Genomic DNA, 22,341 nt, shown 5'->3' on the forward strand with positions numbered 1-22,341 from the left:
ACCAAAAAATCGCCCAAAGCACACACGAAAACGGAAACATCAAGACGAGAAAAACTTTTTGGAGAAATTCAAAACAGCTTCTTAATGACGTATGGAGTAGAAAAAACAAAAATCTGCAAGCGGAAAAACCACTTACAGATTTCTGTGATTCCGGAGCGATTCGAACGCTCGACCCACGCCTTAGAAGGGCGTTGCTCTATCCAGCTGAGCTACGGAACCCCGTTTCTTAATTGCGAGTGCAAAGGTACGACATTCATTTGAAATATGCAACCCTTTTACAAAGAAATATCTTTAAAAAGGAAATTTCATATCTCACCGATGCAAACTTGCTTCGATTTCCTCTACTTCGCTCTTGAATGCCTTGTCCACTTCCACCTGGTCTTTAATGATTTTGCAAGCATGAAGCACGGTAGCATGGTCTTTGTTTCCTATCATCTGGCCAATCTTGCCAGATGAAACATCGGTATGCTTTTTTGCCAGATACATTGCAAGCTGGCGTACCTGCACTACCTCACGCTTGCGGGTCTTGGTATGGATAGCAGAAGTATCTATCTGATAATGCTTGCACACCTTCTCTATAATATCATTGACTGTAAGCGGTTTCACTTCGGCACAACGCACAGCTTTCTGCACAATATGCTGTGCCAGTTCCAAATTGATTTCCCGTTTCAACTGGATAGAATATACTAACAAAGAATTGACAATTCCTTCCAGTTCGCGTACACTCTCGTTTACATTTTCGGCTATATAGCAAATCACAGATTCAGGTATTGTAAGACCGTCGCGACGGATTTTACTACGCAAGATGTTCTTGCGCAACTCAATATCCGGCTTTTCCAGTTCGGCAATCAGTCCCCACTTGAAACGTGTCAACAAGCGGTCTTCCATCCCCTGCAACATCACCGGTGCACGGTCGGACGTAAGAATAAGCTGCTTCCCGTTCTGATGCAGATGGTTGAATATATGGAAAAACGTGTTCTGTGTCTTGGTCATTCCGGCAAATTCTTGAATATCATCAATAATCAGCACATCAATAGTCTGGTAAAAACTGATGAAATCATTAAAATGATTGGTACGAACCGAATCGGTGTACTGCACCTGAAACAAGTGTGCAGACACATAAAGCACACGCTTCTCCGGATACAATTCCTTGATACGCGTACCGATAGCATTAATCAAATGCGTTTTTCCTACCCCTGAAGGTCCGTACAAGAACAACGGATTGAAAGTACGTGCCGGATTCTGAGCCACCGTCTCAGCCACTGTGCGCGAAAACTCATTGCTGGTACCCTTGATAAAGTTTTCAAAATTATAGTTAGGATTCAAATGTGGGTCTAAATCCTGAACTACAGGAGCCTGCAACAATGTAGGAGCCTTATTCCCATCATGTATGGGCTTCTGAGGAGACAAAGCGCCCGAGCGTTCTGTCCCTTTCATATCAATGGCTATGTGATTCGTTTTGTCGGTCAAAATGGAATACATCAACTCCGTACCCTCACCTATCTCTTTATAGATGGCGGCACGCAAGAGTTCCACGTATTTTTCTTCCAGATACTCATAGAAGAAAGGGCTCGGAACTCCAATAGTCAAAGCTTTCCCTTCGTATTTGACAGGCACGATGGGTTCAAACCAAGTAGTAAAGGCTGTCGTATTAACGTTGTCACGAATAAAGTCAAGACAACGTTGCCACAATACAATAGCCTGATTGTTTTCAATCATATTTGTCCTCTCTATATTTTTAAGCTATACTTCTACGGAACAAAGTTCGGAATCTATTTCTATAAAAACAAATGCCTTTTCGCTTGCTTTTTACAAGGCTTTTATAATATATTGGTTTTCAACCGCTTGTTTTACACACTTCTGAAACATATATTTCCAGGCATTTGTAAAATTGCAAAGGTTTGTTTTTCAATGCATTATTTATCTATTTCTCAAAGCGCACAAAGACTAATCCTTCTTCATTCATAACTTGAATATCAAAGGATTAGTCATTACTTATTTCGACTTCAGGCGTCGGATGCTATTTAGACAATTTCTATATAAGCATATTTAGAAGCTGTTTTGAATTTCTCCAAAAAGTTTTTCTTGGCTTGATGTATCTGTATTCGTGTGTGCTTTGGGCGATTTTTTGGTCCTTTTCGCTCCTGTTCTTCGTCAGATAGCCCGCTATCTTCCTCATCACAGAAGCGAAAATGCCTCAAAAACTCATCCCAAATCATCGCACGATAAATTCAAAACAGCTTCTTATTTGTCTTTTTTCCCGAATAACGAGAAATGAACATAGCGTTTCGGATGTGTTTCCAGATCTTTCAACAAACTGGCCGCATTGGTCGCCGTTGCATTCAGATTCTGATATAAAGATGAATCATTCATCAGCAACCCGAGCGTATTGTCTTTCCGGTTCAATTTGTCTGTCAACATACGGACATTAGCCAATGTAGAATCTACTTTCAAGATAGTGGAAGCGTAATCCACACCTTTCAAATTACCGCTGATGACCTTTAGATTGGCTGTAATGTCATTGACGTTTCCCATCACCTGAGGCACATCGGTACTCATCAACTTGTTCAGCTGCTCACTGGTCGCATTCAAGGAGGCGGTCAACTGTTCGGCATTGTGCAACGTCTGGGCCAATGCCGGATCTGCCAACAGCTTGTTCAATGACCCCAAAATGGAATCCATTTTCGGCATCATCTGCTGCAGCTTCGGAAGCAAGTCCTGTTCAGCAGCTCCCATAAGTCCGTTGTTTGCCGAACCTGGAAGCGTATCTCCTTCATTATAATAGGTAGTATTCTGCAAGTCAAGCAGCAGATTCATCTTTACGGTACCCAACATTTCCGTCACCAGTTCAGCTCGGCTTCCCTTGGGTATTTTCATGTGTTCATCCAACTCAATGCCTACAAGCACATGGCCAGGCTTTGCGTAATTGTACTGAATGTCACGCACGATACCAATCTTAAAGCCATTGGCAAACACCGGACTCGACTGAGGAAGTCCGTTTACATTTTCAAACTCTACCAGGTAATAACTCTCGGGCTTAAACATATTGATGCCCTTCAAGTATTTGATGCCGCAAAACAAGATGACCAGTGCAGCAATCCCCGCCAGTCCTATTTTAAATTCTTTTCTCATATATGCTTGTCTTTTTGTTTTAATTATCTGTTTCGTTTAAATTCCCGGATAGCCTGATTGACATTCATTTTCTCGCCATTCTTGAATGCTATGATGAAAGCATCCTTGAATTTTGCATCTACTTTCGTCCGCTTCAGGCGTAGTATCTGATTATAATCAACCGTCTCTCCATAAGTATACTTGTATAATCCTTTTTCTCTATACCGTCCTACAGGACTTAATCCTTTAAACAAGCGGCTCTTTGCTGGCAAGATCCGGTCGGAAGTCAATATCTGAATCTTAAAGACCGGTCTGTCTTCCACTCCGTCTTTCCTTGCCTGTTCTGTCTGAATGCCTGAATCTTCCTTTTCCTCTTCTGACACGGTTGAAACGGGAACATCTCCGCCCACACCAGCCGCCGGAGTCTTATGCTCTTGCTTATACCTCAAGAATGCCTGATAAATACTTTGGGCCAAAGCCGAGCTGCCTTTGTCGGACAACAAGTATTGCTCTTCGGCGGCATTGGTAATATATCCCAGTTCTATCAAGACGCTTGGCATTGTGGTTTCGCGCAACACCAGAAAGCCAGCCTGATGCACCCCCTTATCTATACGCCGTGCACTTTGACGGAACTGTTTCTGAACCAATTGGGCAAAATTCACACTTTGTGCCATATACTTATCTTGAAGGAACTCGAAAATAATGTAACTCTCAGACGAATTGGGATTAAACCCAGCATAACGCTGCTTATAATCATCTTCTATCAAGATGACAGAGTTTTCTTTCTTTGCCACTTCCAGATTATCCTCCGTTCGGTGAAGTCCCAACGTATAGGTCTCCGTACCGCTCACCCTGCTGTTACGTGAAGCAACAGAATTGGTGTGGATGGAAATAAACAAGTCCGCCTTGGCAGCATTGGCAATGTCGGCACGTCTATGCAACGGCACAAATACATCTTTCTTGCGCGTATAAACCACCTTCGTATCACCACACTGCTCTTCTATCAACCTGCCTAATTTCAATGCGACATTCAGATTGATGTTCTTTTCTCGCCCACGTCTTCCCACAGCCCCCGGATCATTACCTCCATGTCCCGCATCTATAACTACGGTAAACGATTTGTCCGTAACTTCAGAAGCCGTTGCTACGAAAGACAGCAAGAAACAGCATATACATAATATGTTAAATCTATACTTTCCCATGTTTCCAGTCTGGTGCAAAGGTAATAGTTTTTTGTGGGTTTCTTCCTTTAGCCAGACAAGATTTCTTTATTTTAATGGAGAAAGCCTATAAAAACAGAAAAAAAGGCAACCATTTTAACGTTTTTCGTTATTTTTGCATCCTAAACTAAACGTAGGAAACACCATGCTACAATTTATCAAGAACTGGACGTTGCCTTTGGCCATGCTGGCAGGAGTCATAGGATATTTCTGCTTTGCCATGTTCGATTTCCTTCATCCACTCAAACCTTTCGTGAAGTTTCTAGTGGTCTGGCTTACTCCGCTGCTGATTTTTGCCCAACTGCTCCTTACGTTCTGCAAGATAGAAGTCAAAGACCTATCTCCGCGGCGATGGACCTGCATCTTGTTGCTTATCCAACTGATTTCCTGTCTGGCAGTAGCAGGAGTATTGCTCTGCATTCCTTTCAGCTCCGTATGGCGTATCTCACTTGAAGGAGCAATGGTCTGCCTCATCTGCCCCACTGCTACGGCTGCTGCAGTCATCACCAACAAACTAGGCGGAAGTGCCGCATCGCTTACCACTTATACATTGGCTTCCAATCTTCTGGCAGCCATAGTTGTCCCTTTGGTCTTTCCTCTGGTGGAACCTTCCGACATTCCGTTCGGCGAATCATTCATGCGGATACTAGGGAAAGTATTCCCTTTGCTGCTTTTTCCTTTCTTCATCGCGGTGTTGTTGCGACGTTATGCCCCACCTGTCCATCAATTTCTGGTAGGACTTAAGGACATGGCATTCTATCTTTGGGGAATATCCCTGACCATCGTAATGGGACAAACCACCCAATCTGTGATAGAAGGAAACACTTCCATAGCCGAAGAATGCATTATCGCTGCTCTGGCACTAGTCATCTGCTGCCTCCAGTTTTGGGGAGGAAAAAGCATCGGAGGAAAATACCACGACCGCATCAGTGGCGGACAGGCATTGGGACAAAAGAACACGGTGCTTGCCATTTGGATGGCAGCCACCTATCTGAACCCGCTTACAACCATCGCTCCAGGAAGCTACGTGGTGTGGCAAAATACCATCAACAGCTGGCAGCTTTGGAAGAAAAGGAAATCAGAAGAACGAATCACCAAACACAAACCATCAACGCTAAATACCTAAGGATATGAAAGAACAATATTGGAAGTATTCACTCATCATCATGATTGTAGGCTTGGGAATTCTATTATTCCGCCAGGCGCAGCCTTTCATGAACGGCATCTTGGGCGCATTCACCCTCTACCTGCTATTACGCGGCTTCTCAAACTGGCTGAAAAAGAAAATCAAGCCTTTGGCCTCTGTATGGATTATCACAATTGGAACAACCCTGTTCATCCTGATACCACTTTCACTTTTCAGCTGGGCACTGGTCAATCAGATATCTAACCTACATTTCGATACTGCCGATATCATCCGCCCCGCCCAGCAAATGATAAGCATCATCGAGGAAAAGACAGGATTTGACGTATTGTCCGAAAAAAATCTGTCATTCATCATCAGCCAAGTGTCTTCTATCGGCCATTCCATCATGACTGGGGTAAGCGACCTGATAGTAAACCTTGCCGTAGCCATCATGCTCCTGTTTTTCATGTTATGGGAAGGAGACAAAATGGAGCAATTCATTTCCGAACTGCTTCCTTTCGAAGAAAACAACAAGCGCGAAGTGCTCCAGAAAATCCAGCTCATTGTCCGCTCCAATGCCATCGGAATCCCTCTCCTAGCCATCATTCAAGGATTTATCTCATTGTTCGGCTATTTGCTTTGCCATGCACCGAACCCGGTTCTCACGGCAATGCTTACCGGTTTCGCCTCCATCGTCCCTCTGGTAGGAACGGCTCTGGTATGGGTTCCGGTCACCGCTTATTTCTTCATCATCGGCGATTGGGTACACGGACTGATACTACTTGCCTACGGAGGCATCATCATCTCACAATGCGATAATCTCATCCGGTTCATCCTGCAAAAGAAAATGGCAAACATCCATCCGCTGATTACAATCTTCGGCGTGGTGGCAGGACTTCCCATCTTCGGCTTTATGGGCATCATTTTCGGACCGTTGCTGGTATCACTCTTCCTGCTATTCCTCGACATGTTCCGAAAAGAATACCTTACGAACAATTGACAATGGACAACTAATAACAGATATCAGTAACTCAAAAACTTAAAAACTCAAAAACTTAAAAACTCAAAAACTTAAAAACTCATGAAACTGAGACATTATGTATGGGCAGCCTTCGCGCTTGCCACCCTGCCGGCAATGGCAGAAGAGAAAGATGGATACAAGTTCAACACCGTAGTCCAGCAAAAGACGACCCCCGTAAAAGACCAGGCAATAAGCGGTACATGCTGGTGCTTCGCCACCACCTCGTTCATCGAATCGGAACTGCTGCGCCAAGGCAAAGGAGAATATGATCTCTCAGAAATGTTCATCGTGCGCCAGAAATACCTGAATCAGATGGCCGACAACTTCCTGCGCCACGGCAAGGGTAACGTAGGGCAAGGAAGCATCACCACCAGTTGGATGACTGCATTCAACCAAGTAGGTATCGTGCCCGAAGAAGTCTATACAGGCATTAACTACGACTCACCGGTACACAACCACTCCGAACTTGCCGGATACGTGGAAGCCCTCTCTGCAGAAGCAGTCAAACAAAGCAAGAACAGCCCCCAATACCAGCAGCTTGCCAATAGCCTGTTCGATATCTACTTCGGCAAACTCCCCGAAAAATTCACGTATAAAGGCAAAGAATACACCCCTGAAAGCTTTGCAGAAAGTCTGGACATCGACACCGACGACTATATCCCGCTCACCAGCTTCACCCACAAGCCCTATTACAAAGCATTCGAAGTGGAAATCCCCGACAACTGGGAGCACCAACGCATGTACAACCTTCCTCTGGATGAACTGATAAGCACAATGAACACGGCATTGGAAAACGGATATACCCTGTGCTGGGACGGTGACGTAAGCGAACCTGGGTTCTCGTTCAACAACGGAGTGGCAATCAATCCCGACGTAGAGAATGCCGACCTGTATAAAGACAGCGACCGTGCACGCTGGGGACAACTGAGCACAAAAGACCGGCTTGCCGAAGTATTCCATTTTAAGCGTCCGTATCCGGAAGTGAACGTCACTCCCGAAATCCGCCAGCAAGGCTACGAATCTGGGAAAACCACCGATGATCACCTGATGCACATCACCGGTATCGCAACCGACCAAAACGGCACCCGCTACTACATCACCAAGAACTCATGGGCAGCCGACGGGAACCGTTTCGGAGGATACCTGAACATGTCGGAAAGTTATGTCCGTGCCAAAACCATCTACATCCTGGTCCACAAAGATGCCCTCTCCCAAGAACTGAAAAAAAAGCTGGGAATATGATAACTATACCATATCATCGCCTGCCTTGGCAAAGGTGACACGGATGGTTTTATGGAACGGAATGAAGCGCGACACGATGGCTATCACCAGCGTCACGATGAACAGCCACCCCAGAATGTCCTTCAACGCCAGCAGCAGGCTTTGTTGCTGGAGCGTGGCATAAAGCGAAGAAGTCGCCATCTGTGCCGCTTCGGCATAACCGTGTCCTTGCCCTATTCCGCTGCTCAACGATTGGGAGAACCGCGATGCCGCCAGCGGGTCTGCCATCGTCAGGGTTTCCGATAACGAATGCATGTACTTTTGCTGCAGGTGGTAAAGCACGTTGCTGTAAAACGAAGTTGCCATAATCGGCGCCAGCACCGAACGGCTCAGTATCAGAAAAAAAGCATTCGAGAGCAGGAATTTCGGATTCAGGTCCTCTACCGAGAACAAGGCAAACGCGATAATCACAACCAGCATTCCCAGCCCGCGGATAAACACGGGGAAAAACAGCATCTCGTAAGTGCTTTCCGGCGAAACCGTAAAATACAATATGCCGAAAAACAGGGCAAAGCATGCCATGCCTCCGGCTATGAGGAAGCGGAAACGCCACCGTTGCCACCTGAACCACCAGAAGCAGATGAACGCCCCCAGCACATATCCCGGCAGCATCCATATATATAAAAGGTACGTACGCGCGGAATCCACTTGCAAGATGGAAGTCATATAGTTGGTGAGCAACGTGGTAGACGTGCTGAAAAACATCACCAGCATCATGTAGAGATATCCCACGATGGCTTTGGGCTGATACAAGGGAGCCAGATTGACGAAGGGCTTTTCGGCATGCGCCTGCAACCAAATGAAAAAGGCAATCAGTATGGGACCGATAACCAGGTAGGCGCGAATCTTGAAAGAGGCCATCCAGTCGAGCATCTTCCCATAATCCGCCACGTACATCAGCATCAGCACCCCTACAGCCGCCACCAGCATTTCGCGCAGATGCAGTTCTTCGATCGGCAATCCCGTCCTGTCCTTGTCTTGCCGGAAGCAAATGATTACCGTCAGGACGCTCAGCAGCATCAGTGCCATTTCGAAATAATACATATACTTCCAGTCGTAATGGTATGCCAGTTCTGCCGTAAGCACCATCGAAAGCTGTCCGAACCCGAATACCAGCGGATAGAAATACGAGTAAAACTCGCTGCGTACATCCTTCGGGCTGAAGATGAATTTCACGATACGGATGAACCACAACATCATGAACCCCTTCAGGAAGCCGATGGCAAAGCTTGCCACAATCAGGATATCCGCATTCTGTGAGCGGGCGCAAATCCAGCTCAGAAAGAACTGCAGGACAAGGTCGGCAAGCAGCAAAGGCTTCGCCGGAAAGGCAGAAAGCACTTTCGGTACAATGGGATAGCCGATTGCCATCCCTGCCGACGCGGCATAATAAGCCATCGTGATGTCCTCGGTATTCGTGCCCAGCGTATTCGACACCTCGAGCATGCTGCCCGTATAAGCGCCGTTGACCATCAATACCGGCAATATCACGATGAAAAGAACAGCCACCGCCAGCCAGTCGGGCACCCACCTCCGCACGGGAAGTCCCAAACTCCTTACATTCATCATTTCCGCAAAGCCTCCGTCTCTACCATCATTCCGGCACGCAGATGCCGCATGTCGTCATCCGACGCGTCTTTCAAGTCGATGCGCACCGGAATGCGTTGCTGTACTTTTACGAAGTTTCCTGCCGAATTATCGGTCGGCACCAGCGAATACTTCGAGCCGGTGGCTTCCGATATGGCCGTCACCTCTCCCCGGAACACCCTGCCCGGCAAGGCATCTACCTTGATGCGTACGGGCTGGCCGATGTAAATATGCATAATCTGAGTCTCCTTGTAGTTGGCGGTCACCCACTTGTCATCCCCTCTTACCAGATACGAAATGGTCTGTCCCGCCTGCACATATTGCCCCGGTTCCAGTGTGCGCCTGCCCATATACCCGTCGTAGGGGGCTATCAGTATCGTGTACGATAGGTTCAGCCTTGCCAGGTCGAGGTCTGCCTCCATGCGCAGGATGGTGGCCTCGGCGCTTACGGTCCGCTTGCTGGTTTCGGTATATTGCGACTGGGCGGCACGTTTTTGCTCCAGCAAAGCCTGATAGCGTGCTTGGGCTGCCTCGTACGATGCCTTTGCCTGCTCGAACTGCTGCTGGGGGATGGATTCTTCTTTCAATAACCGCTGGAAACGGTGATAGTCTTGTTCCAGTTGCCACAAGCGTGCCTTTGCCTCGGCAATGTTGGCATCCTGCACCGCAATGTTGGCGTGCGAGGTTTCAATGCCCGAATGCAGGACATCTTGTGCTCCCCGTGCATCCAGCAAAGCCGCTTCGGCCTCTTTCACCCGAATCAAGTATTCGCTATTGTCCAGTACCAACAACGTATCACCTTTGTGCACATATTGGTGTTCTCTGAAACGCACTTCCTTGATATAGCCCGATGCCCGGACATTCAACGGAGCCACATACTGGTCGATAAAGGCATCGTTGGTTACCTCATAATTGAAATAACGCCAAAAATAAGTGGCGGTCCACCATAGTCCGGAACCGGCAAGGACGATGCACACCACGTTCAATATCCGGTTCCGCATACGTAATTTCCTCAGTCTTTCTCGTTTTATTCTTAGTTCTCCCATGATTCTTCGTTTTATTTCACAATCTTCCGCAGGCTCTTTCCAGTTGAAAATAAGTATAGATGACCTGCGTGCGTGCCGATGTAAGTTGCAGTTCCGCGTTCAGCCTCACCGCATTGGCATCCAGCAGGTCGGTCAGTATCGCCAGCTGGTTCAGATACCGGTTCTGCATAATGCGATAGTTCTCTTTCGCCTGGTGCACGGAAAGCTTCAAGGCATCTACCTGGCGCAAAGCTTCCCGGTGGCGGAGAAATGCCGTGCGTACCGTTACGCGCACCTGTTGCTTTTTCTGTTCTTCGGCATTCAGGTTCATCTGCACGGCAAACTTGCTTTCCTTCACCCGGTGATTGTTCTTATACAATGACGAGAGGGGATAAGAGACAGACAATCCGAAATTCCACGCATTGTTATACATGTCCGCCATTGTGCGCGACACGGGGCGTGCCAACGTATTCGAGGCATAAAGCGAAATGCTGGGCAAAGCTTCGGCCTTGGTCAGGCGGACCTCGTTTTTGGCTATTTCGGTCTGCTTGCGCAACAATTGCATGGCAGGGTCGTTCAGGTACGCCTCTTCTACGTAAGTGTCATACTCCTGCAATGCCACCGAACGCCGGAGCAAGGACGTATCGGGCAAAAGCATGCGGTTCTCGTCCAGTCCCAGCAAGATGTCGAGCTGTTGCGAAACCAGCGCCAGGCTGTTCTCGGTTTCGGTCAGCGACAGGCGGTCGTTCGTGAGCTGCATTTCACTGCGCAACACGTCGTTGTTCGTAATCAGGCCTTCCTTCTTCATCTGGCGGATATCTTTCAACCGAAGCTCTGATTCCTCGATGTTCCGCATCAGCACCTCGCGCTGCTTGTACAGGCTGAACAGGCTCATATACTGTTCCAGCAGTTCAAGCTTCACGTCGGCACGGTCGGAGGCGGAACGAAGTGCGGCGGCATGGGTCTGCAGGTCTGCCCTCCGGATGGCGTAGCGGATTCTTCCGCCTTCGTAAAGCGGCTGGGTAAAATCTATCGCATAGTTCTGCGACCAGTCGGGCGTGTCGGGACGCACGGCATCCGACAAACCGCGCTGGAATACCACTGGCTGCCCTACGACACCCCCGCGCAAGCCTATCTGCAAATCGGGCAGGCGCGAAGTGCGGGCGGTCTTGCCACGTTCGTATGCCATAGCCTCGTCCAAGGCATTTGCCTGAAGGCGCAAGCTATTCTCCACACCCAAGCGGAACAGTTCATCTACCGTCAGGAACAACGAGTCGGCAGGCTGGTCCTCTTTTATTCCTTCCTTTTCTGCTGCCTGTACATCTATGAAGGCAAGGGCGCAAACGCCCCAGAGCAACAGGCTAAACTTTTTCCAACACATCGCCGGTAAGTTTTAAATCAGCTGACATCGACTCTACTTTCTCCAGCCCTATGGCAACGCCGGCAGACTCGTAAATAGCATCCAGTGCAATGCTGATGCGCTTGTAAAACAAGCTCCCTTCTTCGCTCAGGAAGACCTGCTTGTTCCGGCGGTCGGAAGAGCTTTCCAGCCGGTACACGTAATTCTTTTTCTCCAGATTCATTATCAGGTTCGACAATGCGGCTTTTCCTTTGGCAATGCGTTCTGCCAGCACCTGCTGGGAGATGCCTTGTTCTTCCCACAAACACCGCAATACCTGAAGCATCTCGAATGTAATCCCTGCTTCTGTCTTTTTCAGAGCCCGTTGCACAGCACGCCTGAAGGTCATCCGCGTACGAAACAACTGCAACATCAGCTCCCTGAATGCAGCACTTTCTTTTTCCATAAAAACAATCTTCATCCTTTTCGGGGCACAAAGATAGGCATTCTTCTCGAATTAGTCAAATAGTTGACTAAATAAATCAAAAGCTATTCACCACACTCTCATTAAGAACAAACAAGTCTTTCATTGACTAGAGAATCATTCTTTTTGCACATAATAATGCAGGAAACACCACTTGGGGAACTTTGTAACTCCCTTTTAACTCCCTTATTGGCATTAATAATAAATGTGCATGACTTACTTTACCAACCTGCCAAACGCACTTTATGCGTAGGAGCCGGAAATACTTTATCGATGTCATGCAGGTCTTCTTCCGTCAAGGATATGTCGAGGCTTCGGGCATTCTCCTCCACATGGGCGATGCTGCTTGCTTTGGGAATAGCGATGACATTCTGTGTACGCATTACCCACGCCAGCATGATTTGTGTGGAAGTGGCATTATGCCTGCGGGCAATCTCTATCAGCGTCTTGTGGTTGCGCAACCTTCCTTCGCCCAACGGTGTATAAGCCATGACGGGAATCTGATGCTGACCGCTCCATGGAATAAAGTCGTATTCAATGCCCCTGTCTTTTAGGTTGTAGAGCACCTGATTGGCGGCGCAGTCCTTTCCGTGTGGTAAAGAAAGAATATGTTCCATATCGTCCACATCCAAATTACTCATGCCCCATTGCCGGATCTTTCCTTCCTGCTGCAATTCCACCAAAGCACGGACAGTCTCGGAGAACGGATAACGTCCTATCCAATGCAATAAATAAAGGTCGATGTAATCCGTGCCGAGCCGCCGGAGACTCCGTTCGCAAGCCCGCTTTGTACCCTCGTAGCTGGCATTACTTGGCAAAACCTTGCTGACGATGAACGCCTGTTCGCGGCAATCTCGCACGGCTTCGCCCACAAGGTCTTCCGTGCCGTACATCTCGGCAGTATCTATTAATGTCAGCCCCAAGTCAATGCCCCGGCGTAGGGCTTGTATTTCTTCGTTGCGCCTGCGCCCCATCTGATAAGTACCTTGACCAAGCGGGCAGACTTGCTGCCCGTTTCGGAAAGTGACATGTTTATCCATATCGCTCATCATTTCAGGTTCTCACGGTAGAACGCCTCTATCTTGTCGAACGGTATCTTGTCGAAGTTGTCGTAGAGGTCGGTGTGGTTGGCGCCGGGGATAATCAGCAGCTCCTTGTTGTCGCCGGTCAGCTTCTTGTAGGTGTCTTCGCTGAAATAGCGCGAATGAGCCTTCTCCCCGTGGACAAGCAGCACGGCACTGCGGATTTCATCTGCGTAAGTCAGTATCGGCATGTTCAGGAACGAGAGTGTCGATGTCTTGTTCCAGCCACCGTTGGAGTTAAGCGAACGCTTGTGGTAGCCACGTTCCGTCTTATAGTAGGCGAAATAATCTTTCAGGAATTGCGGAGCGTCATCGGGCACAACATCGGGCAGGCCTCCGGCAAGCTCATACGAGCCGTTGCGATAGTCTGCTGTACGTTGTGCATTCAGTTGGCGGCGCAGTTCGTGACGTGCGTCGGCATTGTCGGCGGCATCGAAATAGCCGTTGGCATTGACACGGCTCATGTCGTACATGGTGGCGGCAACGGTGGCCTTGATGCGGGTGTCGATGGCTGCGGCATTGACTGCCATGCCACCCCAACCGCAGATGCCGAGAATACCTATCTGTTCCGGGTTCACATCGTTGCGAGTTGAGAGATAGTCCACTGCTGCACAGAAGTCCTCGGTATTGATGTCGGGTGATGCTACATAACGGGGCTGACCGCCGCTCTCGCCTGTGAACGACGGGTCGAAGGCTATTGTGAGAAAGCCGCGCTTAGCCAGTTCCTGTGCATACAGTCCGGATGCCTGTTCCTTAACAGCTCCGAACGGACCGCAGACAGCTATGGCAGGCAATTTGCCCGTTGCACCTTTAGGCACATACAGGTCGGCGGCAAGCGTGATGCCGTAACGGTTGTGGAACATGATTTTACTGTGATTCACTTCGTCACTCAGAGGGAACACCTTGTCCCATTCTTGCGTTAAATTCAATTTTTCTTCCATAATGTTATTCGTATTAAGTTGATTTTCTTGTGCCATGAGGCTGCCCGTGCCGCAGAGGCAGGCGAGCAAAGCCGTGCAGATTGATTTCATTGCTGTTGTTTTCATATTCTTCTGTTGTTTAGATTATCAATACCAGTCATGTTTCTCGTTCCGGTCGAACGCGTCGATGCGTGCCATTTCTTCCGGTGTCAACTCGAAATCGAACACGGAGATGTTCTCTTTCTGGTGGTCGGGATTGCTCGAACCGGGGATGACTGCCACGCCATGCTGCAAGTCCCAGCGCAGGATGACTTGTGCAGGGGATTTGCCGTGCGCTTCGGCTATCTCCTTGAGGGTTTCGTTGCTGAGCATCGCCTTTGTATAGCCTCTGCCGCCAAAGGGATACCATCCTTCGATGACAATGCCGTTGCGGTGCATGTATTCACGTACTTCTTTCTCCTGATAATAGGGATGAATCTCGTTCTGCGTCATCACGGGCTTGATGCTCACTTTCGGCAGGAACTCCGTCATCTCCTTTATATAGTAGTTGGACACGCCGAGCGAGCGTATCTTGCCTTCCGCCACGGCTCGCTCCATTGCTTTGTAGGCTTCCACGTCGTTACGGCCCGGATGGTGCAACAGCATCAAGTCCACGTAGCCGATATTGAGCCTTGCAAGAGAGGCTTCGATGGCTTCCTCCGCGTGGCCGAACTCGTTGGGATAAAGCTTGGTGCAGATGAAGAACTCCTCACGGGGCACTCCAGAGCGGCGTATCGCTTCGCCCACTTCCTCCTCGTTTCCGTAGAATGTGGCAGTATCGAACTTGCGGTAGCCTAACTTGATGGCGGAGAGTATGGCATCGATGCACTCGTCTCCATGCAGGCTGTATGTTCCCAAGCCGAGTACGGGCATGGTGTAGCCGCTGCTGAGCGTAATGACAGGCGGCTTGCCGTTCTCGCCCGTGGTCAAGTCGAACAAGCCTTCGCCGCTTACCACGGTATCATTTGCGTTCACATCGCTGCCACCAGTAATCTCATTTTCCGTCGTCTGCTGATGCGTTCCGTCCGTACCGCAGGCGTTTGTTGACAAAGCCATGCAACACAGCATCGTGAAGAATAACAGTTTTCGTTTCATCATATCCTATCCGTTTGATTTCTTATTACGATACAAAGATACGCCGAAAAAGCTGCCGCATAATTGCTGTGAGGCTCAAATAGTATTGGTGAAAAGGTCAATTTGCAAGGCGTATCAAGTCAGTAAGGCGCAAAAAAATCCCGCAACGTTTGTCCCCACGTTGCGGGATTTCTTCATAATGTTGCCGGATAGTTACTCCATCGGATTTTCCGTCTGGCTTTCGTCCTCATCATCCTCATTATCTTCGGGCACCTGCGTCTCGTCGCTTTCCTTGCCCAACCATTCCATGAACGTGATGCCTTCGTCGGCAACGAGGGCACGGGTGTAGCCGCCGCTCATGTTACGGGTACGGTCGGGAGTGAACTGCACACGCAGACCGGTAATCTGGTCGCTGCTCACTTCCTCTTTCGTGGCAACGCCGTTGCCTGCCGAAACGGTGGTGTAGCGAAACCAGCCCAGTCCTTCAAAATGCACAGCACGGCTTTCCTTCATGAAGTCCGCCATGATGTTGGGCAGGGCACGGAGCACGGCGTGGGTGTCTGCGGGCAGGTTGTCGCTTAGATAATTCTTGACAGAAAGGCGGGTTAAACTTAAAATTGTTTTGCCTTTACCTGTTTCGTTTCTCACCACTTCACCGGTTCATTCAGAATCACGCCATCGGTTGCGTCTTCTGCCGTGAAGGTGTTGCCCCGATACTGCACGCAAAGCATTACGAGCGGAGTTGTCCCGTTGTTGCGCACGCTGCGCTTACCGTCGGGAGACACGCGCACCACGCTGCCTTCTTCAACGGGGAACACTTGCCCGTCCACTTGGAATTCACCCTTTCCCGCAAGGAAGAAATAAAGTTCCTCATGGTTCTTGTGGGTATGGAGGAATCCCGTTTCCGTGCCGGGCTGGAACATCTGGAAGGAGAACTCGCTGCCCGTTGCTTGAAGTGCCGCGCCTCCAAACACCTTTCCCGGAATCTTCACTTCGGGCGAAAGCTCTATCACATAGTCACTCAGTTCACTCAGTTTGCCAACGCTTATTGCGTTGAAGTTTTTGGCTGCTGCCACATTCTTAATTGCTTTCATTTCTGTAAGTAGATGTTGAGAATTAGTTTATATAATGTGTCGGCTCAGAAACGCAGATTAACGCAGATTTTCGCGGATTCTTTTAATTTACTATTTTTCGATTTACGAAGTACGATTTAAAGCTCAAATAGTAGATAGTAAATTGTCAAATCGTAAATTAAAAGAATCTGCGCTAATCCGTGAAAATCTGTGTTTCTGGTAATATCATTTAATTTTGCACACTTACTTAATTTTTTATAGGATTTATAATTTGATGGTTTCCCCGTCTTCCGGGATAAGCAGGCGAGACATATCGACACCATGATGCAGTGCCTCGTTACGCAGGATGGCGCGAGTGGTCTGCCCGTGGTCGGTGGCATCCATGTGGACGGCTATCAGCTTGATGTGTACAGGCAGTTCATCAAGCATTTGCATTACCTCGGCTTCATCGGGGATGATGCAGCCGTCCACCTTGGAGAACTCCGGAAAGACCGCTCCGCCGCTATTCACCACGATATAGTCGGGCTTGAACCGTTCTACCGTTTCGCGGATGCAGTCTTCCCATTTGCAATCGCCCATGATATAAACCGTAGGACAGCCCTCTGCCGTCAGCACATAGCCCGACACAGGTCCCATCATCTCGCCAATCTTGCCGAAACCGTGATGGCCGCTCACACGATGGATGGCCATATCCTCTACTGTCGTCTTGTCTTCGATTACCTCCACCCGGGTAAAGCCGTCCTGCTCCACCGTCGCCTTGTCTTGCGGCTGAACATAATAACGGATGTCTTTAGGCAGATGTTGTTTCACGGTTTCATCGTAGTGGTCGGGATGAATATGAGTCTGCAACACCATGTCCAGCCCTTCGGTTATTTCACTGACGGGCATGGTCAGATGTACACGTGGAGTCTTATACACGCCGATTGCCGACTGCATGCTTCCCTTATCGGCAAAGAACGGGTCGACAAGGATGTTGTGCCCTGCATAATTGATTCTCAAGGTGGCATTGCGCACCAAACGGATAGTTGTTGTTTCCATTATCTTCTATGTTTTAATGTTTACGGTTGCAAAGTTCGGCAGAATCTTCCCGCACCTCTATGCCCAAAACAGGGGAATAAATGCCATTTTGATAAAGGAATATATTACCTTTGTGGAAATTTCAAGCGTATGAAAGAGATAATCAACCCCGAACGACTGGTCAGCGTGCCGTTCAGCAAGACGGATTGCGGCGTGGATTTCTACATCAACACCGCCACGAACAAGGACATCGGCCCTGTGCTGACCGAATACAAACGGTTCAAGACGGACTTCTTCAGTTTCTATTTTCTTCGGAAGGCAAACGGTTTCCTGTTGCTGAACTTCCGCAAGATAGAGCTGTATGACGGTATGGTGTTGCTCCTCTCGCCCCACCAACAACAGGAATGGCATGTGGACGAAGCGGCATTGGACTATACGTTCCTCATTTTCCGTGAAGACTTCATGCGCACATTCATTGCCGACAAGTTCTTTGTCTATCGTTTGCTGTACTATTATCAGACTGATACGCCGCCCTACCTGTATGCCTCGCCCGAAGAACTGGCGGAATACATGCGCCTGCTCGGCAAAATCAAACAGGAATTGCTGCATCCCGTGGCGGATACGTACAACCTCATTGTGTCCGTGCTCTATTACCTGCTGCTGATTATCAACCGTGCGTATGCCGCCGCATACCGCCTGCCCGTAGAAATCGCGAAAAACAATTACGCCTTCCAATACAAGGATTTGCTGGAACAGCACATCCGCACCATGCAGCGGGTACAGGAGTATGCCGACAAGCTTCGCATCAGCCGCATCACGCTGAACGCTTCGGTCATGGCTCAGTTCGGCGTATCAGCCGCCCATTTGCTGAAACAACGTCTGCTGGAAGAACTGAAGAACGAACTGCTCTTCTCCAACCGCACCGTCAGCGAACTGGCGGATGATTTCCATTTCTCCGACCCCAGCCACCTGATGCGCTTCTTCAAACAGCAGACGGGGAAGACGTTCACGCAATATCTACAGGATTATAAGAATGGTATTTATGAATAAAATATATGGTACTCATGCCCAAGATTCTGAACGCAAAGACCGTCCACGACTACAACGCCTACGTCGGGCACGCTGACCAGCATCCATTGGTCAGCGTCATCGACTATGCCGCGCTGCCGCCCATACGCCACAGCCGCACCCGTTTCTCCGTCTATGCCCTCTTTCTGCGCGATGATTGCTTGGAGGATTTGACTTACGGATGCAGCAAGTACGATTATCGGGAGGGAACGCTTATTTGTGTGTCGCCGGGACAAATAGGCGGTGTGGAAGACAACGGCGAGGTGTTCCGCATCGAGGGTTGGGCGTTGCTGTTTTCGCCCGAACTGCTGCACGGCACGCCGCTTGCCGCACGGATGAAAGAGTTTACCTTCTTTGCCTATCAGGTGAACGAAGCCCTGCACATGACCGCCGAGGAACGGGCTACCCTCATCGCCCTGATGAAGCAGATACAGGAAGAATTATGCAGGCATCCCGATGTGCACCAACGGACTATCCTTGTCGCCTACATCGAGTTGATACTCAGAAGCTGTTTTGAATTTCTCCAAAAAGTTTTTCTTGGCTTGATGTATCCGTTTTCGTGTGTGCTTTGGGCGATTTTTTGGTCCTTTTCGCTCCTGTTCTTCGTCAGATAGCCCGCTATCTTCCTCATCACACAAGCAAAAATGCCTCAAAAACTCATCCCAAATCATCGCACGATAAATTCAAAACAGCTTCTTAATGAATGTCCGCAATTAGCCAATTCGACTGAGTTGAAAATGCAGTAGTACTGCGTTTGCCGATGCAGTATATATTCGTAGGCGGATGCAGTATATATTCAACCGCGAATGCAGTATATATTCAACTGCGAATGCAGTATATATTCATTTTTTGAATATCCGCAAACATCCCAATGGATGGAAAGGAGTTAAAAGGAGTTATGCCCGCTTCGCTCACAGGAGTTAAACGCCAATAGTCCTGCTATGGTTTCCATTAGTAAAAGTATTGGCTTCTAACTCCCTTTAACTCCCTGAAATAACTCCTTATTGGTGAAATGCGGACATTCATTTTTTATTCAGCAGATTTTCCTTTTCAGCCAGCAGCCGGCAGACGCTGTCTATACGTTCGCTGCGATAGCTGGACTTGAACAGGCTGAGCAGACTGTCCACCTCCAGACGCTTCTTATGGTATGTATTCATATCTTCCTCATTCCAGTCCAGCACGGTCTCACCAATAAGGGATAAATCCACCATTTTAACATATACCTCGTGTATGTCCTTGCGTAAACATCTTATCTTTTGGCTTGTAATCTCTAATTCCTGTCGTCTGTGCTGTTCGTTGAGCCAAATATAGACGATGCCGAAAATGACGAAATGCAGCCCGCTTACCTTGCGGTAGCGGGCTGCGGTGTCTGTATGATGTTGCCGGGCACAAATGCTCCCGCCCGGAACGGGAGTTCCTGTTTGATGTCCTTTCGTATTTCGGGGCATTGCCCTTTTCCGTGCTATACCCTTACAGCAGAGGCTTGGGAGGGATTCCGCTTCGGGTTCGGAATGCTCCTCCGTGGTCCGTTGCATCGGGTGCGGGACAATACAACAGAAAGACAGGGGGTTGCGTCAGCGGCCCCTTACCAGTCGACCGTTTCGCCGTCATCTTCGTAGCCGTCGTGATCGGCATTGACAGGAGTCTCTATAACATTGGTTGTGACATTGCTGTTTTCATCTGAATACCTGTTTAACATCCTGTCCCAAAACTCCTTCTTGGTGTCCCACAATGTCAGGGTCAGTTGCTGATTATCTTGCTGGTTCCCGCACTTCAAATCCCCCAAATATGCGTTATGGGTTATATTGAGAGCCGTCATCTTGTTGCCATGACACCACAAAATTTGAAGCTCTTTCAAAGTGCTGACATCCAACGAGACAAGTTGATTACCGTTGCACTCCAAATCCGTCAGACTGGTCAGCCCGGTTACATCAAGGGTAGTCAGTTGATTATCGCTGCAGAATAAATTCTTCAGACTGGTCAGCCCGGTTACATCAAGGGCAGTCAGTTGATTATCGTTGCACACCAAAAACTTCAGTTTGGTCAGCTTGGTTACATCAAGGGTAGTCAATTGATTACCCATGCAATCCAAAGTCTGCAGATTGGTCAGCTTGGTTACATCAAGGGTAGTCAGTTGATTACCGGCGCAAATCAAAACCTCCAGATCGGTGAAGTACTCAATGCCGGCAAGGCTGGTAATGTTTTTATTATGCAAATCCAAGATTCCCCCATTCATTATTATTTGGAATTTGTTATCCTCATCCAGGGATACGGTGCCATCGGGGTTCGCCCTCCAGCCGATATTTGGGTTGAATTCTTTCACGGCATTGGCAAACGCCGCATTGAGGGCCTCGGTGAAATTGTTGGCATCCAGTGCGCCCAGGTAGGTAATCTTTCCGGCGGTGAAGGTCACCTGTTTTGTGGTGGTCTTGACGTATGTCTTGCCGCCTTCACCCATATAGTTCAGGGTAATGCCGCCCGTCAGCGTGCCGGGAGCCACGACGAAGTAGTACTCCTCGCCTTTCGTGAAGGTTCCCGTCAGCGTTACCGACCGGGAAGCGCTTCCCGTGGCGGTCAGCGTACCATCGGCGATGGTATAGGTCAGCCCGCCTGCCAGTGCGTCGCTTTCTTGGTTGGCGGTCAGGGTAACTTCCGTCACACCCTCTGCGTCCACGGTGAACTTGGCTAAGGCGCAGAGGTTCTGGAACTCCAGATTTTTGCTGCCGCCCGTCGCCTGTGCCCACGAGGGGTTCAGCCCTTCGGCAAAGCCGCCTGCCGTGGCTGTCTGCGTGGCGGGCAGGGTGAAGGTGATGGCAGTGTTGTCGAGGGTCAGCGTCCCGTCGTCGGTGTAGGGATAGAAGGCGGTGTAGGTATCGGTCACTTTGGCCTCGCCTTCCAGGGTGGCGGTGCTGCCGCTGACTTCGGTTGCTTCAAACTTGCAGATGGTTTCCGTTCCGTCGTAGATGGCTACCAAGTCGCCCTGCGTCCAGTTTACGGCAAGGCCGTCCTCGCCCAGCGAGGTACGTGTCTGCGGCATTCCGGCGGTGAAGGTCATGTGTACCTTCCCCGTGCTGCCGCTTTCGTTGTTTTCAAGGATTTCTTCGTTGCCGCAGGCTGCCAATAGCAGAGCCAGTGCGGCGATGGTCATGTTCTTTACTTTCATTGTTATATTTTTTGTTTAGAATTTACCAAATCACTTCGTCGCTGTCTTCAAAACCACGGTGTGTGGCACTGTAATCGCTGCCGCACAGCACGCCTTCATTCTGTATTTCAATAATCTCACATTTGGGAGCTTCGTAGCTCTCAAGGCTTGTTGTTTTTTTATTGTCTTGCATTTTTTTATTTATTATGGTTAATTAATATACGTCAATTTGTCTATTATCCAACGGGGCATCCATGAAGTATTGCTGTAATCGAGCGTAAACGGAAACGCTGCCAGTCCGCCCAGCAACAGGAATATACTTGCTATAATGGTTATTTCGGTATTCATACGACTTTTGTTTTAATGGGTTAAACGGGGCATACGAATACGGAAAAGGGCGGAAAGCTCCCGTAAAAAGGAGTTCCCACCCTTGCATGTATTGATGATAATAAGTATATTAACGCGCGAAGATACGCCGGTCGCAATGTGTGTGTGTGTGTGTGTGTGTGTTTACACAAATCTCACACATATCCAAATTTACAAGACACTTTTTTGAATACAGGTATATGCACGATGCAGCGGACAACGGAATGTTGCCTGAACAGATTGCCATATTTCCTGAAATGTGCTGTAAATCAAAATACATTGTCATTCAATTATTAAGAAGCTGTTTTGAATTTCTCCAAAAAGTTTTTCTTGGCTTGATGTATCCGTTTTCGTGTGTGCTTTGGG

The 22,341-nt window shown here is 48.7% G+C and carries 23 protein-coding genes and 1 tRNA gene; 5 read left to right on the forward strand and 19 right to left on the reverse strand.

The window, feature by feature from the left end; translation table 11 throughout:
- Positions 1 to 145: 145 nt before the first annotated feature.
- From H9625_RS14965 to H9625_RS14985, 5 genes are all read right to left on the reverse strand, one after another.
- Positions 146 to 219: transfer RNA gene (locus tag H9625_RS14965), tRNA-Arg, on the reverse strand.
- A gap of 93 nt (positions 220 to 312) precedes the next feature.
- The gene (gene dnaA / locus H9625_RS14970; protein WP_022040423.1) at positions 313 to 1,719 is read right to left on the reverse strand and encodes a chromosomal replication initiator protein DnaA; all 1,407 of its coding nucleotides are present in this window, start codon (positions 1,717 to 1,719) and stop codon (positions 313 to 315) included.
- A 305-nt stretch (positions 1,720 to 2,024) separates the two neighbouring features.
- Positions 2,025 to 2,219, reverse strand: a complete 195-nt coding sequence (locus tag H9625_RS14975) for a hypothetical protein (RefSeq protein WP_162614411.1) — start codon at positions 2,217 to 2,219, stop codon at positions 2,025 to 2,027.
- 25 nt (positions 2,220 to 2,244) lie between these two features.
- The gene (locus tag H9625_RS14980) at positions 2,245 to 3,132 is read right to left on the reverse strand and encodes an MlaD family protein (RefSeq protein ID WP_022040422.1); all 888 of its coding nucleotides are present in this window, start codon (positions 3,130 to 3,132) and stop codon (positions 2,245 to 2,247) included.
- A 23-nt stretch (positions 3,133 to 3,155) separates the two neighbouring features.
- Complete coding sequence (locus tag H9625_RS14985) at positions 3,156 to 4,313, reverse strand: N-acetylmuramoyl-L-alanine amidase family protein (protein ID WP_087406837.1); 1,158 nt, start codon at positions 4,311 to 4,313, stop codon at positions 3,156 to 3,158.
- 163 nt (positions 4,314 to 4,476) lie between these two features.
- Between H9625_RS14985 and H9625_RS14990 the strand changes: the two genes are divergently transcribed.
- The 3 genes from H9625_RS14990 to H9625_RS15000 all read left to right on the forward strand — a co-directional run bounded on the left by H9625_RS14990 (position 4,477) and on the right by H9625_RS15000 (position 7,720).
- On the forward strand, positions 4,477 to 5,457 hold the full coding sequence (locus H9625_RS14990) for a bile acid:sodium symporter (protein ID WP_022040420.1): 981 nt from the start codon (positions 4,477 to 4,479) through the stop codon (positions 5,455 to 5,457).
- Positions 5,458 to 5,461: 4 nt separating this feature from the next.
- Positions 5,462 to 6,457: an AI-2E family transporter gene (locus H9625_RS14995; protein ID WP_022040419.1), complete on the forward strand. Its 996-nt coding sequence runs from the start codon at positions 5,462 to 5,464 to the stop codon at positions 6,455 to 6,457.
- 81 nt (positions 6,458 to 6,538) lie between these two features.
- Positions 6,539 to 7,720: a C1 family peptidase gene (locus H9625_RS15000; protein WP_022040418.1), complete on the forward strand. Its 1,182-nt coding sequence runs from the start codon at positions 6,539 to 6,541 to the stop codon at positions 7,718 to 7,720.
- Positions 7,721 to 7,723: 3 nt separating this feature from the next.
- Here H9625_RS15000 and H9625_RS15005 read toward each other — a convergent pair whose 3' ends face one another.
- The 10 genes from H9625_RS15005 to H9625_RS15050 form a co-directional block, all read right to left on the reverse strand.
- Entirely contained in the window at positions 7,724 to 9,328 is a 1,605-nt protein-coding gene (locus H9625_RS15005) for an MFS transporter (protein WP_191765125.1), read from the reverse strand.
- Complete coding sequence (locus H9625_RS15010) at positions 9,325 to 10,392, reverse strand: HlyD family secretion protein (RefSeq protein WP_013618927.1); 1,068 nt, start codon at positions 10,390 to 10,392, stop codon at positions 9,325 to 9,327. Before H9625_RS15010 ends, H9625_RS15005 begins: the two co-directional genes overlap by 4 nt.
- Positions 10,393 to 10,408: 16 nt before the next feature.
- Positions 10,409 to 11,752 (reverse strand): TolC family protein, encoded by a 1,344-nt coding sequence (locus H9625_RS15015; protein ID WP_191765127.1) that lies wholly within the window; start codon positions 11,750 to 11,752, stop codon positions 10,409 to 10,411.
- Positions 11,733 to 12,176, reverse strand: coding sequence for a MarR family winged helix-turn-helix transcriptional regulator (locus tag H9625_RS15020; RefSeq protein WP_191765129.1), 444 nt, complete (start codon positions 12,174 to 12,176; stop codon positions 11,733 to 11,735). The genes H9625_RS15015 and H9625_RS15020 overlap by 20 nt, the downstream gene beginning before the upstream one ends.
- 239 nt (positions 12,177 to 12,415) lie before the next feature.
- On the reverse strand, positions 12,416 to 13,234 hold the full coding sequence (locus H9625_RS15025) for an aldo/keto reductase (RefSeq protein ID WP_191765131.1): 819 nt from the start codon (positions 13,232 to 13,234) through the stop codon (positions 12,416 to 12,418).
- Between the two features lie 8 nt (positions 13,235 to 13,242).
- Complete coding sequence (locus H9625_RS15030) at positions 13,243 to 14,322, reverse strand: alpha/beta hydrolase (protein WP_191765133.1); 1,080 nt, start codon at positions 14,320 to 14,322, stop codon at positions 13,243 to 13,245.
- A gap of 21 nt (positions 14,323 to 14,343) precedes the next feature.
- Complete coding sequence (locus H9625_RS15035) at positions 14,344 to 15,333, reverse strand: aldo/keto reductase (protein WP_191765135.1); 990 nt, start codon at positions 15,331 to 15,333, stop codon at positions 14,344 to 14,346.
- 189 nt (positions 15,334 to 15,522) lie between these two features.
- Positions 15,523 to 15,957: an HU family DNA-binding protein gene (locus tag H9625_RS15040; RefSeq protein WP_317173121.1), complete on the reverse strand. Its 435-nt coding sequence runs from the start codon at positions 15,955 to 15,957 to the stop codon at positions 15,523 to 15,525.
- Positions 15,954 to 16,403 carry a cupin domain-containing protein gene (locus H9625_RS15045; RefSeq protein ID WP_087249765.1) on the reverse strand — a complete coding sequence of 150 codons (450 nt, stop codon included), beginning with the start codon at positions 16,401 to 16,403 and terminating at the stop codon, positions 15,954 to 15,956. Before H9625_RS15045 ends, H9625_RS15040 begins: the two co-directional genes overlap by 4 nt.
- A gap of 243 nt (positions 16,404 to 16,646) precedes the next feature.
- Entirely contained in the window at positions 16,647 to 17,420 is a 774-nt protein-coding gene (locus H9625_RS15050; protein ID WP_225226460.1) for an MBL fold metallo-hydrolase, read from the reverse strand.
- Between the two features lie 129 nt (positions 17,421 to 17,549).
- Here H9625_RS15050 and H9625_RS15055 point away from each other — a divergent pair, with 129 nt between their 5' ends.
- A complete protein-coding gene (locus tag H9625_RS15055; protein WP_191765137.1) occupies positions 17,550 to 18,449 on the forward strand; it encodes a helix-turn-helix domain-containing protein in 900 nt (299 codons plus the stop codon).
- 5 nt (positions 18,450 to 18,454) lie between these two features.
- A complete protein-coding gene (locus H9625_RS15060) occupies positions 18,455 to 19,081 on the forward strand; it encodes a hypothetical protein (RefSeq protein WP_191765140.1) in 627 nt (208 codons plus the stop codon).
- Positions 19,082 to 19,489: 408 nt separating this feature from the next.
- On the opposite strand, the gene H9625_RS15065 is transcribed toward H9625_RS15060, so the two are convergent.
- The 4 genes from H9625_RS15065 to H9625_RS15080 all read right to left on the reverse strand — a co-directional run bounded on the left by H9625_RS15065 (position 19,490) and on the right by H9625_RS15080 (position 21,957).
- Entirely contained in the window at positions 19,490 to 19,915 is a 426-nt protein-coding gene (locus H9625_RS15065; RefSeq protein WP_191765142.1) for a hypothetical protein, read from the reverse strand.
- 137 nt (positions 19,916 to 20,052) lie between these two features.
- Positions 20,053 to 21,630: a leucine-rich repeat domain-containing protein gene (locus H9625_RS15070; RefSeq protein ID WP_191765144.1), complete on the reverse strand. Its 1,578-nt coding sequence runs from the start codon at positions 21,628 to 21,630 to the stop codon at positions 20,053 to 20,055.
- 22 nt (positions 21,631 to 21,652) lie between these two features.
- Positions 21,653 to 21,802 (reverse strand): hypothetical protein, encoded by a 150-nt coding sequence (locus tag H9625_RS15075; RefSeq protein WP_022233798.1) that lies wholly within the window; start codon positions 21,800 to 21,802, stop codon positions 21,653 to 21,655.
- Positions 21,803 to 21,819: 17 nt separating this feature from the next.
- Complete coding sequence (locus H9625_RS15080) at positions 21,820 to 21,957, reverse strand: hypothetical protein (protein ID WP_022233797.1); 138 nt, start codon at positions 21,955 to 21,957, stop codon at positions 21,820 to 21,822.
- Positions 21,958 to 22,341 lie beyond the last annotated feature (384 nt).

This window comes from Phocaeicola intestinalis (genome assembly GCF_014837065.1).
GTDB classification, from domain to species: domain Bacteria; phylum Bacteroidota; class Bacteroidia; order Bacteroidales; family Bacteroidaceae; genus Phocaeicola; species Phocaeicola intestinalis.